This is a genomic window from Ruminococcus sp. 210702-SL.1.03 (assembly GCF_020559915.1).
Lineage (GTDB): Bacteria > Bacillota > Clostridia > Oscillospirales > Ruminococcaceae > YE71.
The window spans coordinates 144,784-159,508 of record NZ_JAJCLZ010000002.1; the positions used below are offsets into that span (position 1 = coordinate 144,784).

Below are 14,725 nucleotides of genomic sequence, written 5' to 3' on the forward strand. Positions count from 1 at the left end.
AGCGGAGCTTTTTACCGAAGCTCCGTTTTTTCGTCATATTGCACAAAAATTCATCTGAAAGCTGTATGCGGTAGACAGACATAAAAAAATGTGATATAATAATATTAATTGAAATGCTGCGGGCAGCCGCAGTGTTTAAAATCTTAGAGGAAAGGGATCCTGTAAATGCTGCATGAGAAATCCTGCGGTGGGATAGTTTACAGAAAATATCACGGCAATACCGAGATCCTGCTGATAAAGCACATAAACAGCGGGCACTGGTCGTTTCCGAAAGGCCATGTAGAAAACGGCGAAACGGAAGTGCAGACGGCGATGCGCGAGATCAAGGAGGAAACGGGGATCGACGTGCTGGTAGACCCCACATTTAGGGAACTTGTGACATACAGTCCGAAGAAGGATACGCAGAAAGTGGTAGTTTATTTTATAGCAAAAGCGAAGAGCGGCCCGCTGGTACCGCAGGAAAACGAGATAGCGGAAGCAAAATGGGTAGAGATAAACTTAGCGGCAGATATGCTGGCGTATGACAACGACAGATGTATAGTCAACAAAGCCAAGAAATGGATACCGTAATCCATAATCCGTAATCAAAGTCAGGGGAACTGCCGTAAGCCGGCGGCTCTCCGATTTTTTTGCAAAAACTGCTGCGCTGCTTGACAAACCGAGCGCAGCGTGTTATAATTAAGATAACAAAGAGGCGCACTGCTGTAAGCGGTTCACCTCCATAAGGAAAAAGTTATAAGAATAACCGACCTATTGGCAGTGGGGGCGGTTATTTCTTTTTATTATTGCTCATATCAAACACAAGTCTGATTATGTTAATGACCAAAGTAAGTATTGCTACTATATCCGTCACGCTCATAAAGCTCACCTCCATTTCTGGAGGAAGATTTGAACCGCCTACCGTTTTTGCAGTACGCCTTGAAATTATTATAGCATACTTGTCGATATTTGTCAAACGTGGGGAGCATCGGCTCTCTTTTTTTGTCGCAAAATGAATTATTAACAAAATATCTGTTGAAATAGACGCGGGAATATGCTATCATAAAATAAGTATATCTTGTAAAGGTTATGCTAAGATGAAGTAAACTTGCCCCGCTTGACAGACACGCCGCGGGGCGGTAAAAAGGAATGATGTAGTAATGAATAACTTTGACGTCATTATATGCGGCGCGGGCGCTGCGGGTCTTTACGGCGCTTACAATCTTTCGCGCGACCTGAACGTTCTCGTTATCGCTAAGCGCGAGCTTACACTCTGCAACTCCTCTCTCGCACAGGGCGGTATTGCAGGCGTTTACAGATCGCCGGCTGATTCCCCCGAAAAGCATAAGCACGATACTTTTGTGGCAGGCGGCTTTGAAAACGACCCCGCCGCTACCGATGTGCTGGTAAACGAAGCCTGCATCGACATCGGCAAACTGATAGAGCTGGGCGCGGATTTTGATAAAAAAGAGGACGGCGATTACCACCGCACGCTCGAGGGCGGCCACGGTATGCACCGCATTTTCCACCACGCTGACTCTACCGGCTTTGAGATAGAAACTACCCTGCTGGAAACTGTAAAGAAGCTGCCGAACGTTACTATATGGGAAAATACGCTGGTCTGCGATATGGCTAAGACCCCTACCGGCTTCTCATTTTTGATGCTGAAGGACGGCGAATACATTACCGCAAACAGCCACTTCGCTATACTGGCTACCGGCGGTATAGGCAGAGTTTATGAATACACCACCAATTCCGCTATCGCTACGGGCGACGGAATAGCTATGGCTTACCGCCTGGGCGCTGAGATAAAGAATCTCAGCTACATACAGTTCCACCCCACGGCCTTCAATGACCACCATACCCGCGAGTGCTTCCTTATATCCGAAGCGGTGCGCGGCGAGGGTGCTTATCTGAAAAACTGTAACGGCGAGCGCTTTATGCAGCATTACGATAAAAGGCTGGAGCTTGCTCCGCGCGACGTAGTTTCGCACTCGATAATCTTTGAGGCTAACAGAACAGGCAGCAAGAATTTCTACCTCGATATTACCCACAAAGATCCCGAATTTATCAGAAACCGCTTCCCGATGATCTATAAAAATCTGAAAGATGTCGGAATAGATATGACTACCGATATGATACCGATATACCCCTGCCAGCATTACCTGATGGGCGGCATAAAGGTAGATACTTACGCGCGCACAACTATCCCCGACCTGTACGCCTGCGGAGAATGCTCCTGCACGGGCGTTCACGGAAACAACCGTTTGGCGAGCAACTCGCTGCTGGAAGCGCACGTTTTCTCGCGCCGCGCCGCCGCCGATATAAACGAAAAGGCAAAGACCGCGCCAAAAGCTTACGCGCCGCACATCTTCGACCTGCACGAAAACGCGCCGAAGATACCTCACGGTTACAGAACGCAGATACGCGCTATAATGCAGAACACCTATTTCGTTATCCCGAATGTGGACGAGCTTATGAACGGGCTGGAGCAGGTTACGGATATACTCACCGTGCTGGATAACGGCGTTTTTGAGATAAACCGCGACTATGTAGAGGCGCGCAGCCTTGCTACCGTGGCGTACATAATACTCACTGAAGCTTTCAAGATATGCTCTGAGAGCGAGGAGCTGCCGAATATGCCTATATTCGAAGCCCCCGATGAGGACAGATATTAACGGAGGAGAACGATATGAGATTGATGCAGTTTCAGATTGACGATATGATAAAGACCGCGCTGGCGGAGGATATAAATTACATCGACGTTACCACGGACTACCTTGTGGACGAGGATAAGGTAAACACCGCGCAGTACGTTGCGAAAGCTGAGGGCGTGCTCTGCGGAATAGAGATAGCGCTGAGAGTTTTCACCTTGCTCGACCCCACGGCGACCTTTGAGGTGCTGATACACGACGGCGAAGAGGTGAAAAAGGGCGATATAATCGCGAGGATGACCGCCCACACACGCGCTCTGCTTAAAGGCGAACGCACCGCGCTCAATATTTTGCAGCATATGTCCGGCATAGCTACGGCTACCAATAAGTGCGTGAAACTGGTAGAGGGCACGCGCGCGAGCGTTGCGGATACCCGAAAGACCCTGCCGGGACTGCGCATTTTCCAGAAATACGCGGTAACAGTCGGCGGCGGCAAAAATCACCGCTATAATCTTTCCGACTGCGCTATGCTGAAAGACACTCACCTCGACGCTTATGGCTCGATAACCGCGGCGGTGAACGCACTGCGCGAAAAGATGGGCCACACAGTGAAGATAGAAGTAGAGGTCGGCACGCTGGAGGAGCTGAAAGAGGCGCTGGCGGCAGGCTGCGAGATAATAATGCTCGACAACATGAGCTGCGAGCAGATGGCTGAGGCGGTAAAGATAACCGACGGCAAGGCTAAGCTGGAAGCTTCGGGCAACGTTACCGAGGAAACGATAAAGGCCATCGCGCAGACGGGCGTTGACATAATCTCGATGGGTGCGCTTACCCACTCGGTAAAGGCTTTCGACATCTCGATGAAGATGTTGAAAGAGTAATTTTCAAACAGAATATTTATTCGGAGGGCGGAGAATATCCGCCCTTTTTTGCACCCTAAAGGCATATCCCGCCGCTTGTTTCATACATTTTATATATGAACATGACTATCGGAGGGCTTTGAATGGCGGAGATCGAAGACAAAATGCGGGCGAGGACGGGCGGGGCGATGGCGCTCGCGGCGGCGGTGCTTTGGGGATTTATCGGGCTGGCGGTGCGGCCGCTGGGCAGGCTGGGGCTTACGGCAGTGGAGCTGACATTCGTGCGCTCGGCGGCGGCTTTCATCGGGGCGGCGGCAATGGCGCTCTGCTGCGGGGGAAGCCTGCGCATACGCCTGCGCGACCTATGGATATTTCTAGGCTCGGGGTTGGCGAGCGTGGTGTTTTTCAACGTCTGTTACTTTTACACGCAAAAGACCCTGCCGTTGGCGGTCTCGAGCGTTTTCCTATACACCGCGCCGTTTTTTGTGGCGGGCATATCGGCGGGGGTGTTTGGCGAGCGGCTCACGGCGGGCAGGCTGGGCGCGCTGGCGGCGGCATTCATCGGCTGCGTGATGGTCAGCGGCGCACTCTCCGGCTATTCTTCTGATATGCCGATAACGCTGAAAGGCGCGGCGGCGGGGGCGGGCTCGGGCTTCGGATACGCGCTTTATACAGTATTTGGACGATTGGCGGCGCGGCGGTACAGCGCCGAGGTCTTTATGGCGTACACGTTTTTCATCGCGAGCTGCGCGCTAACGCCTTTTGTCAGCGTGGGGCACATAGTTGGCGCGGCGCAGGGCAGGGGAGTGGCGGCGCTTGCGGCTTTCGCGCTGATATTCACGCTGCTGCCCTATCTGCTTTACACCGCTTCGCTCGGCAGGCTGAGCGGTTCTACTGCTTCCGCGCTGGCGTTCGCCGAGCCGCTGACATCGGCGGCGGTGGGGTATGTATTTTTCGGCGAGCGGCTGACGGCTGTGCAGGCGGCGGGCATCATCCTTACGGCGGCGGCTCTGCGAAAGGTGTTAAAGTCAGAATAAAATAATTGCATATCAAGCGAAAACGTTTACTTATTTTTATATACTACAAATGGTTTTGATTTTGTAATAATTTGTCGAAAAGCTACAACCGCGCCCTCTAAAGCCCCTGAAAATTCTTCATATATAACGTCAAAATAATTTGCCGCACCCCCTTGACATACCCGAGCAAAAAGTATATAATACCAATTAGCCTTAAATTTTTTTATTTCAAATATTTATATAATTAGGCTGAGTAAAAGATGTTGAAAGATGAGGAGGAAGAGTGATATGTTTCAGATACAATGGCTGTGGCACAATCTGAAAGGGTATAGGAAAATATACATCGCGGCGCTGGTGCTCTCGCTCGCTTGCAACGCGCTGTATCTCACAACGCCGTATTTCAGCTCGAAGATAGTAGATACATACATCACGGGCGAAAACGCCGCCGCGAATTTGCAGGCGGATAAGCACGGCTTTATAATGCTGCTGGTGGGCATGATAGGCTTTACGCTGCTGCGCACGGTCTGCCAGTATTCCTGCAACATGACCTACGAAATATCTTCGCAGGGCATGATATACAAGATACGCAACCGCCTTTTTCAGCGCGTTCAGCGGCAGGATATGGATTTTTACGATAAGAACCGCACGGGCGACCTTATGACCCGCCTGACAGGCGACCTCGATATGGTTCGCCACGCGGTATCTTGGGTATTCAAGGGCATTGTGGAATCGCTCTCGCTCTTCACCGCCTCGATGGTGTATTTCTTTATCATAAACTGGAAGATGGCGCTGATGCTCTTCGCGGTAACGCCCTTTATCTTCGTGATAACGGTTATGTTCAAAAAAGTAGCCGGCCCCGTTTACGTTGAGCTTCGCGAAAAACTCTCGAAGCTGAATACCGACGCGCAGGAGAATATCTCGGGCAACCGCGTTGTAAAAGCATTCGCGCGCGAAGATTTCGAGATAGAGAAATTCGGCAAGGCGAACCGCGAGTATTCGGAAGCGAACAAGAAAGCTTCGCTGATGTGGCTGAAATATTCGCCGTATATGGAAACGCTGGCGAACGTGCTTTCGGTAGTGATGCTGCTGGGCGGCGGTATCTTCCTTATAAAGGGCAGCCTTACTATGGGTCAGTATATAGCTATCTCAGGACTTATCTGGGCTATATCGAACCCCGTAAGAAATTTGGGTATGTACGTCAACGACCTTCAGCGCTTTATGGCTTCCGCCATGAAGATAATCGAGATATACTACTCTCAGCCGAAGATAGTAGACCGCGACGACGCCGAGGATATTGACGGCAGACTGCGCGGCGAGGTAGAGTTTAAAAACGTAAGCTTCAAGTACGGCAATAAAACAGTGCTGGAGGATATTAGCTTCCACATCGCGCCTGGAGAAACGGTAGCGATAATGGGCGAAACAGGCTCGGGCAAGACTACGCTGATAAACCTTATCCCCCGCTTTTACGACACCGCGGGCGGCGAGGTGCTGGTAGACGGCGTTAACGTGCGTATGCGAAAGCTCTCTCAGCTTCGCAAGAACATAGGCATGGCTACGCAGGACGTTCTGCTGTATTCTGATACCATAGACGGCAACATAGCTTACGGCGATTCTTCAATGCCCGAAGAGGACGTGAAGCACTACGCCAAGCTTGCGGCGGCGGACGGCTTTGTCAGCAAGATGCCGGAGGGGTACGAAACGCTGATAGGCGAGCGCGGCGTGGGTCTTTCGGGCGGTCAGAAGCAGCGTATATCGCTCGCACGCGCGCTGGCTATAAAGCCCGCCGTGCTGATACTCGACGACACCACTTCGGCGGTGGATATGGAAACGGAAAAGCACATACAGGAAAGCCTGCGCACACTGGATTTCCCATGCACTAAGATAATCATAGCGCAGCGCATATCATCCACCAAGGACGCCGACAAGATAATAATTTTAGAGGACGGAAAGATAAAAGAAATGGGCACTCACGAGCAGCTTCTTGCGCAGAAGGGCTACTATTACGACGTTTTCCGCCTGCAAAACGAAGGCTTCGGAAAGGGGGCGGAGTAAATGGCACGCAACAGATACGATGTGGACGAGGTTCTTGAAACGCCGTTCGACTTCCGCCACCTAAAGCGCTCGTTCGTTTACATGAAAAAGTACAAGGGCAAGATGATACTGGCGCTGGTGCTCAGCGTTTTCGCGGCGGTATCGGGCCTGCTGGCGCCGCTCATCACGCAGTACGCGCTGGATAACACCATACCGCAGAAAAATATCCCTCAGCTTTTCCTGCTGAGCGGACTGCTGGTGCTCACGATAGCCGTATCGGTAGCTTTCTCAAATATCCGCTCGCGCATAATGACAGTAGTGGGTCAGGATATTATCTTCGACATTAGAACAGACCTCTTCGCGCATTTGCAGGAGCTGCCTTTTCAGTACTACGACGACCGCCCGCACGGCAAGATACTTATTCGCGTAGTAAACTATGTAAACTCGGTCTCCGATATGCTCTCAAACGGCGTTATCAACGTTATACTCGAGTTTCTGAATATGCTTTTCATAATGGTATTCATGTTCTTTGTAGACGTTCGCCTTTCGCTGGTGGTGCTTTCGGGCGTGCCGATATTCGCGCTGGTTATGATGGCGATAAAGAAGCGCCAGCGCCGCGCATGGCAGGACGTTTCAAACAAAAGCTCAAATATGAACGCATACTTGCAGGAAAACATAGTCGGCGCTAGGGTAACGCAGATATTCACCCGCGAGGAGGAGAACGAGGGAATATTCGACCGCCTCTCGAACAAATACCGCAAGAGCTGGATGACTGCCGTTACCTACTCGAATATGGTATGGCCCGCTACGGATAATATATCCACGCTGGTGCGCGCCGCGATATTCTTTGTGGGACTGCTGGTGCTCTCCCCCGCGAGCGTTACGCTTGGTACTATCGCCGCTATGACTAGCTACGCTTCTAGCTTTTGGCAGCCGATAATGAATCTCTCGAACCTATTCAACAACTTCATCAACAACGTAGCGTACTTAGAGCGCATATTTGAAACGCTTGACGAGCCTGCTACCATTGCTGATAAAGAGGGCGCGAAGGACATCGGCGAGATAAAGGGCGCTGTACGCTTTGAGGACGTGACATTTGCTTACGAAGAGGGCAAAAACGTACTCGAGCACGTTTCCTTTGAGGTAAAGCCTGGCGAGAGCGTCGCGCTGGTAGGCCCTACGGGCGCGGGCAAGTCTACTATAGTTTCGCTCATCTCGCGCTTTTACGACGTATCTTCCGGCAGGATAACGGTAGACGGCAAGGATATAAGCGCCGCTACACTGCACTCGCTGCGCTCGCAGATGGGTATAATGCTGCAGGACAGCTTTATTTTCAGCGGCACTATACTCGACAATATCCGCTACGGCAAGCTGGACGCCACTAAGGACGAAATAGTAAGCGCAAGCCGCACGGTATGCGCCGACGAATTCATCAGCGAGATGGAAAATGGCTACCTTACTGAGGTGAACGAGCGCGGCTCGAAGCTTTCGGGCGGTCAGAAGCAGCTAATATCTTTCGCGCGCACGTTGCTTTCCGACCCGCGCATACTTGTGCTTGACGAGGCTACCTCCTCGATCGACGCGCGCACCGAGCGCCTGCTGCAGCAGGGCTTGAACGAGCTGCTGAAGGGCAGGACATCTTTCATAATAGCCCACCGCCTATCCACCATAAAGAACTGCGACAGGATAATGTACATCGACAACAAGGGCATTACCGAAAGCGGCACTCACGAAGAACTTATGGCGAAAAAGGGCGATTACTACAAGCTTTACACGGCTCAGCATATTTGATATAAATATATATGACAAAAGGCTCTCCGAAGTTTTATCGGAGAGCCTTTCGCTTATGCTGTATTTAGTGGGATATTTTGCAGGTATGTTTGTTCGCGTTATTCGCGGTTCTTCAGCACCTCTGCGGGGGTCATCTTTTTCAGCTTTCTTACCAGCAGGGTGTTTATTATAAAGTACAGCGCCATTACCGCCGCGAAAAGTCCGAGGTACATATACCATGTGAAGTGCAGGTTCATTCCGCAGGCGGTGTTTGAGATAAGGAATGGGTACATAGCGTCGGAGCAAAGCTTAGAGAGCGGTATGCAGATAGCCGCGCCTATCGCGATGATGTATGTGTTGCCGTTTAGGTAAAGCTTTCTTATCTCGCCCGTGCGGAAGCCGAATATCTTTATCAGCGAGATGCCGAAGCTTGCGCGGTCTGTCATGACGTTCAGCATGAGGAACATTACCATAAAGAATATAGCTGCCGAAGCGCCTATCAGCGTGGCTATCATTGGCGTCATAAGCTCGATGAATACGTCGGAGGCGCGCTCGATGTCGGCGCGGGTGGTAACGCTGTAAAGTCTGCCTTCGTCAATGTCAAGCTCTTTGTCGGAGAACACGGTGTTGTAATGATCGTCCTTCTGACCGAAAAGCTCGCGCATACTGTCAATATCCATGAATACCATCAGTCCCGCCGAGTAGTCGCAGATGTCCTCTACCGTAAAGGCGTAGTCCATATCGTTGGTGTTGTCGGAAAGTATAAGCTTATCGCCTTTGGATAATCCGTACTTCTGCTGTACAGATGTGCTTATAGTCACGCTCGATTTTCCCTTTGCGGGGCGGCAGGTGAAGTAGCGGTAGGCGGAGTCGCTGCCGTCTATGCCCAGTACAGTGAGGTCTACGGTATCGCCGTAAGCGGATTTAGAGAGCGACTCGGCGTAAGCGGGCGTGCCGCCTGCGGGCACTGTTTTTTCGGGATATTTCAGCGAGTACATATACTCGTACTTGGTGTATTCTTTGGTATCAGCGGCTACGTTTTTGCAGAGCACATAGCAGTCCGCACCCAGCATGAATATCAGCAGTGTTATGAACATAGCGGCTACTACCGTTATGCCGGTGCGCACTTCGCGCAGCATTTGGCGTATGCGGAAAGCGGTGACGAATTTCTTTGTTTTGAGCGTTACGTTCTTCACGCGCGACTGCTTCTGCTCGTTTTTTATGAGCGAGAGCGCTGTCTGCGAAAGCTTTTTGTTTATTACTATGCTGTTCACTATCATAGCGGCAACGGGGGGCATAACTATTCCGTACACGAAGAGGTAGGCGGGAACTACTACGTCGAATTTCGGGATAGAGAAGTAGTTGTAGCTATCCACCATCTCGCTCGGTATCTTGTAAATACCTATTATCGTGCCGATAATGCCGCCCGCCAAAGCTATCAGCGCGGGCAGGGTTATGTAGTGGCGCAGCAGGTCGCGCTTTTTAACGCCCAGCGCATACAGTGCGCCGATAACGCTGCTTTCGTTCTGTATGCGGTGGATAACGAATACTGAGATAACGTAGGTGAAGAGCACCATGAGTATAACGCCCGCCAGCGCGCCTATCTGCTTATTTTTCGCAACGTCGTTCTCAGCGCCGCGTATGCGCAGGTTGTCGCTCGCTTTTACGAAAGATGTAAGGTTATCGAGGTCGATGGTGAAATATTCGTCGAGCAGCTCGGCGGTCTTTTCGTCAAGCTTCGCCACGCCGTCAGCCAGCTCGCCCGCGCCTTCGGCAGCGCTGTCTACGCCATCTGTATAATCCACCGTGCCGCCGCGCAGCTTATCCGCAGCAGCGAGGGACTCTTTAAGCTGCTTTATGTCGGCGCTTTTTGCAGCTTTGTAAAGCTTATCGAGGGTATCGGCGTAATTATCGGCGGTAAGCTCAGCCTTTACGCCCGAAGCGGCAAGGCTCTGATTTGACTGAGCAAGGCAGGTTTCAAAGAGCGCGTTCATGCCCTCGGTAAGGCTGCCGCTCGAAGCTTTCAGCTCGTTCAGTCCTTCGTAAAGCTCTTTCGCGCCGTCGTTAAGGTCAGCCACGCCCTCTTCTATATCTTCCTTTTTGCCGATGGTGTCTTCTGCCGTTTCCTTGAAATACTGATCTTCCACGGCGGAGTAATCGAAATCGAATGAGCGCAGAAGCTCTTTTATCTCCTTATCCTCAGCGCCGTTCTTTAAAACGTATGAGTAGCTGAGGTCTTCGGCTTTCTGACCGCCCGCGCTAAGTATAGCGTCGTACTGGTCGCCGCTGACGAAAGCCAAACCAAATCCGCTGCTTTCAGCCGAAGCGTCGGAGATGTTCTTAACGGGCATATCGTAATCGGGCACGCTGCCGATACCTGTAACGGTAAGCTCGGTATCCGCAAGCGGTATCTTATCGCCTATCTTGATGTCGTTTTCCTCGCAGTAGCGCTTTTCGAGGGCGACTTCGCCTGCTTTATCGGCAAGCTCGCCGTCGTCGAGAGTCATGAGGTTTATATCTGTGCGGTTTTTCATAACGCGCAGTATCTTGTTTTTGCCCGACTCTATATCCATGCTGAATTTTGCTTCGACTTCCGCGCCGGCTTTATCCAGCTCGGCTATCTGCTCATCGGTAAGGGGCAGGAATACGGTAAATTCGCCGTCCTCGCAGTTTTTATCGCGGCAGTTCTGCTCAGTGCCAGCGATTATAGTTTCCGCACCGCCTATCATGCTTATTACCAGATACATACCAAGCACTATCATGACGAGCAGGGCAAGGTTTCTCAGCAGGCTGTTTTTCAAATCGCGCGGTATGCGCTTTCTAAGTACCTTGTTCATCAGAGATCCTCCAGCTCGGCGGCGGGAATGCGCGTTTCGTTCTCGTATTCTTTCTTTATCATGCCGTCTTTAAGTATTATTACTTTGTGCACCATGTTTTTGATAGAATTATTGTGGGTGACTATAAGCATGGTAGTGCCGTACTTTTTGTTTATCTCTTCAAGCAGAATAAGTATATCGCGCGAGGTCTTTGAGTCGAGCGCGCCCGTAGGCTCGTCGCAGAGCAGCAGCTTAGGATTTTTTATCAGCGCTCTTGCAATGGCGCAGCGCTGCTGCTGACCGCCCGAAAGCTGCGAGGGGAATTTGTTGCGGTGCTCGGAAAGCCCCAGCGTTTCCAGCAGCTCTTCCATATCAAGCGGGTCTTTGGTAAGGTATTCGCAGACCTGTATGTTTTCGCGAACGGTGAGGTTCGGAACGAGATTGTAAAACTGGAATATGAAGCCTAAGTTGTCGCGGCGGTAATCGGCGAGCTTATCGGCTGAAAGACCGCCTACCTCCTTTCCGTCTACCTTTACCGAGCCGCTGTCGATATTATCCAAGCCGCCGATGCAGTTGAGCAGGGTAGATTTTCCCGAGCCGCTGGTGCCCTGTATTACGCACATCTGCCCCTTTTCCAGACCCGTGGACACACCTTTGAGCACCTGCACATAGCCCTGATCTTTACCGTAGCTTTTTTTCAGATCTTTTACCTCTAAATACATCTGTGAATACCTCCTGTATGCCTGTTTAACATAACGATGTTATGTTGACGTTATGTAAAAAGCCGTGTGTTGATACGGCTAAAATTTACTATTTTTGTGTTTCGTCGGGGATAAGGATCATCTTAGTCCAGCCCGTAACGATGTAGTCCATTATCTGGCTCATGTGCTCGATGGCCTTAGCCTCGTCGCACTCGTGCGTCAGCAGGTGTATAAATGCGTCGATGTTCATATGCGTCAGCCAGTGCAGCATATATTCGTTCACCTTAGTGCCGGGGTGAGCTGAAGCCATCTGTTCCGCCATAACGTGGTAAGAGCTTTCCATAAGCCCCACCACCTCGTCAACGGCGTTTTCGTAAGAAGTTCCGTGCGCGCGGGTGAGCAGCAGCAGGAACGCTTCGCGGTTGGAGTAAAGGTGGTGGACAAGCATACGCGCGAGGTCGTCGTGGTCGCCCTCCTGCTGGGTGTAGTCGGCGGCAGCGTGGCTGTCAAACTCGAAATGCTCTTCCAGCGCGGTGACAAGCCGGCGGTAAGGCTTTTCGACTATAGAGGAGAAAAGGTCTTCCTTATCTTTAAAGAAGAAGTAGAGCGCGCCGGTAGTAACGCCCGCGTCTGCGCATATCTTGCGCAGAGAAGCTTTTGTGTAGCCTTTTTCGAGAAACTCCGCCCTCGCGGCTTTCAGCAGCAGCTCTTTTGTTTCGCCGCTTTGTTCGTGGTTTCTGGGTGACATATCCGCCGACCTCCTTTTGCTCAACTTGCACTTATTCAGCGCTTTGTATAACGCTGTTATGTCAGATAACAATGTTATGTTACCACAATATCCGCCGTTTGTCAAGCTATGCGTCAAAAAAAACGCGCATTTCTCCGATTTTTACAAAAATTATTCCGCCGCGGGGCTGAATTGTATAAATTTAAGCATAAATTTGCCCTTGATCAGCCGTAAACAGGCGTTAAACGGCTTAAAACCTGCCTTAAAATGCGTAAAGACCGTGTAAAGGTTCGGTATAATCATTATTAGTACATTGAAAGTTTACAATTAGTACATTTACAGTCTACCGAAAGTTAGTATAATAAACTGGTATTCATGAATATTTACTCTGGAGGACTATTATAATTATGAGCATTACTAAGATCTTAACAGATAAGCTTTCGGCTGCTTTTGCAGAATGCGGCTATTCTGCCGAGCTGGGCACGGTAGTAACTTCCGACCGCCCCGACCTCTGCCAGTTTCAGTGTAACGGCGCTTTCGCGGGCGCGAAGCTTTACCACAAAGCGCCCCGCATGATAGCCGCCGACGCCGCGGCGAAGCTTGAGGGCGACGCCGACCTCGAAAAAGTAGAGGTAGTGGGCGCGGGCTTTATAAACATCACCGTTTCCGACGAATTTCTGCTGGGCTATGTAAAGCAGGCGCTGGCGGACGAGAACCTCGGCATACCGCAGGCTGAAAAGCCCGAAACAGTAGTGCTCGATTACGGCGGCCCAAACGTCGCGAAACCGCTGCACATAGGCCACCTGCGCTCTGCCGTTATAGGCGAAGCGCTGAAAAGGCTGGTGCGCGCTACGGGCAGAAAGACCATCAGCGACGTGCACCTCGGCGACTGGGGCTTGCAGATGGGTCTGGTAATGGCTGAATTGCAGGAGCGCCACCCCGAGTGGGCTTGCTTTGCCGAAGATTTCGACGCGGAGAACTTCGCGGGAGTAGACCTCGACGCGGAAAGCCTAAACGTGATATACCCCTTCGCGAGCGCGAAGAGCAAGGAAAATGACGACTTTAAGCAGAAAGCGCGCGCTGTCACCGCGAAACTTCAGAAGGGCGACCCCGGCTACACTGCGCTTTGGCGCGAGATAATCCGTATCTCTGTAGCCGATATGAAGAAGAACTACGAGAACCTTAACGTAGATTTCGACTACTGGTATGGCGAGAGCGACGCGGAAAAGTACGTTCCCGAGCTGCTCGATGTGCTAAACGAAAAGGGTCTGCTGCATGAGAGTCAGGGCGCTATGGTAGTAGACGTGGCGGAGGAGAGCGATAAGATAACCATTCCCCCCGTTATCATCAAAAAGTCGGATAATTCCAACATCTACGCTACCACCGACCTCGCTACGCTTATCCAGCGCGAGCACGATTTCAAGCCCGACCAGATATGGTACATAGTTGACGCGCGTCAGGGTCTGCACTTCACGCAGGTATTCAGATGCGCGAAAAAGGCAGGGCTCGTGCCAGAGGAAGTTACCCTTGCGCACATCGGCTACGGTACGATGAACGGCGCGGACGGCAAGCCCTACAAGACCCGCGAGGGCGGCGTAATGAGGCTCGCGGACTTTTACAACACCGTTTACGAAGCGGCACTTGAGCGCGTTTCGGCCTCGAATTTCAGCAAGGACGCGGACAGAGAGGACATTGCCCGCAAGATCACGGTAGCTACCATCAAATTCGGCGACCTCGTGAACTACTGCATGAAGGACTACGTTTTCGATATGGATAAATTCATGGCGCCCGATGGCAAGACCGGCTCGTTCCTGCTGTACACTATCGCTAGAATAAATTCGATACTGAAAAAGGCTGAGGGCGCGGGCGAGCAGTTTGACTCGTCGGCGGTATACACCGACTCTGAGCGCGACCTGCTGCTGAAAATATCGCTCAGCGGCGAGGCTTTCGCACTGGCTTACCGCGAGAAAGCGCCCAGCGTGATCTGCGAAAACGCTTACCAGCTCGCTTCGGCATTCTCAAAATTCTATCACGACAACCACATCCTTACCGAGGAGGACGCGGACAAAAAGCGCGCTTGGCTCAACATCTGCGCGGCGGTTCGCACCGTGCTTGAAAAGCACCTCGACGTTCTCGGCATAGAGCCTGTTGAGATGATGTGATCTGCATAC

General features: G+C 51.4%; 10 protein-coding genes. 7 read left to right on the top strand and 3 right to left on the bottom strand.

Annotated elements, in window-relative coordinates; translation table 11 throughout:
* Positions 1 to 165: 165 nt before the first annotated feature.
* From LI114_RS02190 to LI114_RS02215, 6 genes are all read left to right on the top strand, one after another.
* Positions 166 to 570, top strand: coding sequence for a bis(5'-nucleosyl)-tetraphosphatase (locus tag LI114_RS02190; protein WP_227218987.1), 405 nt, complete (start codon positions 166 to 168; stop codon positions 568 to 570).
* A gap of 569 nt (positions 571 to 1,139) precedes the next feature.
* Positions 1,140 to 2,657, top strand: coding sequence for an L-aspartate oxidase (locus LI114_RS02195; protein WP_227218988.1), 1,518 nt, complete (start codon positions 1,140 to 1,142; stop codon positions 2,655 to 2,657).
* Positions 2,658 to 2,671: 14 nt separating this feature from the next.
* Positions 2,672 to 3,514, top strand: a complete 843-nt coding sequence (gene nadC, locus LI114_RS02200) for a carboxylating nicotinate-nucleotide diphosphorylase (protein ID WP_022126864.1) — start codon at positions 2,672 to 2,674, stop codon at positions 3,512 to 3,514.
* Positions 3,515 to 3,636: 122 nt separating this feature from the next.
* Positions 3,637 to 4,530 (top strand): DMT family transporter, encoded by an 894-nt coding sequence (locus LI114_RS02205; protein ID WP_227218990.1) that lies wholly within the window; start codon positions 3,637 to 3,639, stop codon positions 4,528 to 4,530.
* Between the two features lie 267 nt (positions 4,531 to 4,797).
* Positions 4,798 to 6,561 carry an ABC transporter ATP-binding protein gene (locus LI114_RS02210; protein ID WP_022127516.1) on the top strand — a complete coding sequence of 588 codons (1,764 nt, stop codon included), beginning with the start codon at positions 4,798 to 4,800 and terminating at the stop codon, positions 6,559 to 6,561.
* Positions 6,562 to 8,331, top strand: coding sequence for an ABC transporter ATP-binding protein (locus tag LI114_RS02215; protein WP_227218992.1), 1,770 nt, complete (start codon positions 6,562 to 6,564; stop codon positions 8,329 to 8,331).
* Between the two features lie 98 nt (positions 8,332 to 8,429).
* On the opposite strand, the gene LI114_RS02220 is transcribed toward LI114_RS02215, so the two are convergent.
* From LI114_RS02220 to LI114_RS02230, 3 genes are all read right to left on the bottom strand, one after another.
* On the bottom strand, positions 8,430 to 11,147 hold the full coding sequence (locus tag LI114_RS02220) for an FtsX-like permease family protein (protein ID WP_227218995.1): 2,718 nt from the start codon (positions 11,145 to 11,147) through the stop codon (positions 8,430 to 8,432).
* Positions 11,147 to 11,848: an ABC transporter ATP-binding protein gene (locus LI114_RS02225; RefSeq protein WP_227218997.1), complete on the bottom strand. Its 702-nt coding sequence runs from the start codon at positions 11,846 to 11,848 to the stop codon at positions 11,147 to 11,149. The genes LI114_RS02220 and LI114_RS02225 overlap by 1 nt, the downstream gene beginning before the upstream one ends.
* Positions 11,849 to 11,936: 88 nt before the next feature.
* Positions 11,937 to 12,575 carry a TetR/AcrR family transcriptional regulator gene (locus tag LI114_RS02230; RefSeq protein WP_227218998.1) on the bottom strand — a complete coding sequence of 213 codons (639 nt, stop codon included), beginning with the start codon at positions 12,573 to 12,575 and terminating at the stop codon, positions 11,937 to 11,939.
* Positions 12,576 to 12,961: 386 nt separating this feature from the next.
* Here LI114_RS02230 and argS point away from each other — a divergent pair, with 386 nt between their 5' ends.
* Positions 12,962 to 14,716, top strand: coding sequence for an arginine--tRNA ligase (gene argS / locus LI114_RS02235; protein WP_227219000.1), 1,755 nt, complete (start codon positions 12,962 to 12,964; stop codon positions 14,714 to 14,716).
* The last annotated feature ends 9 nt before the right edge of the window (positions 14,717 to 14,725 follow it).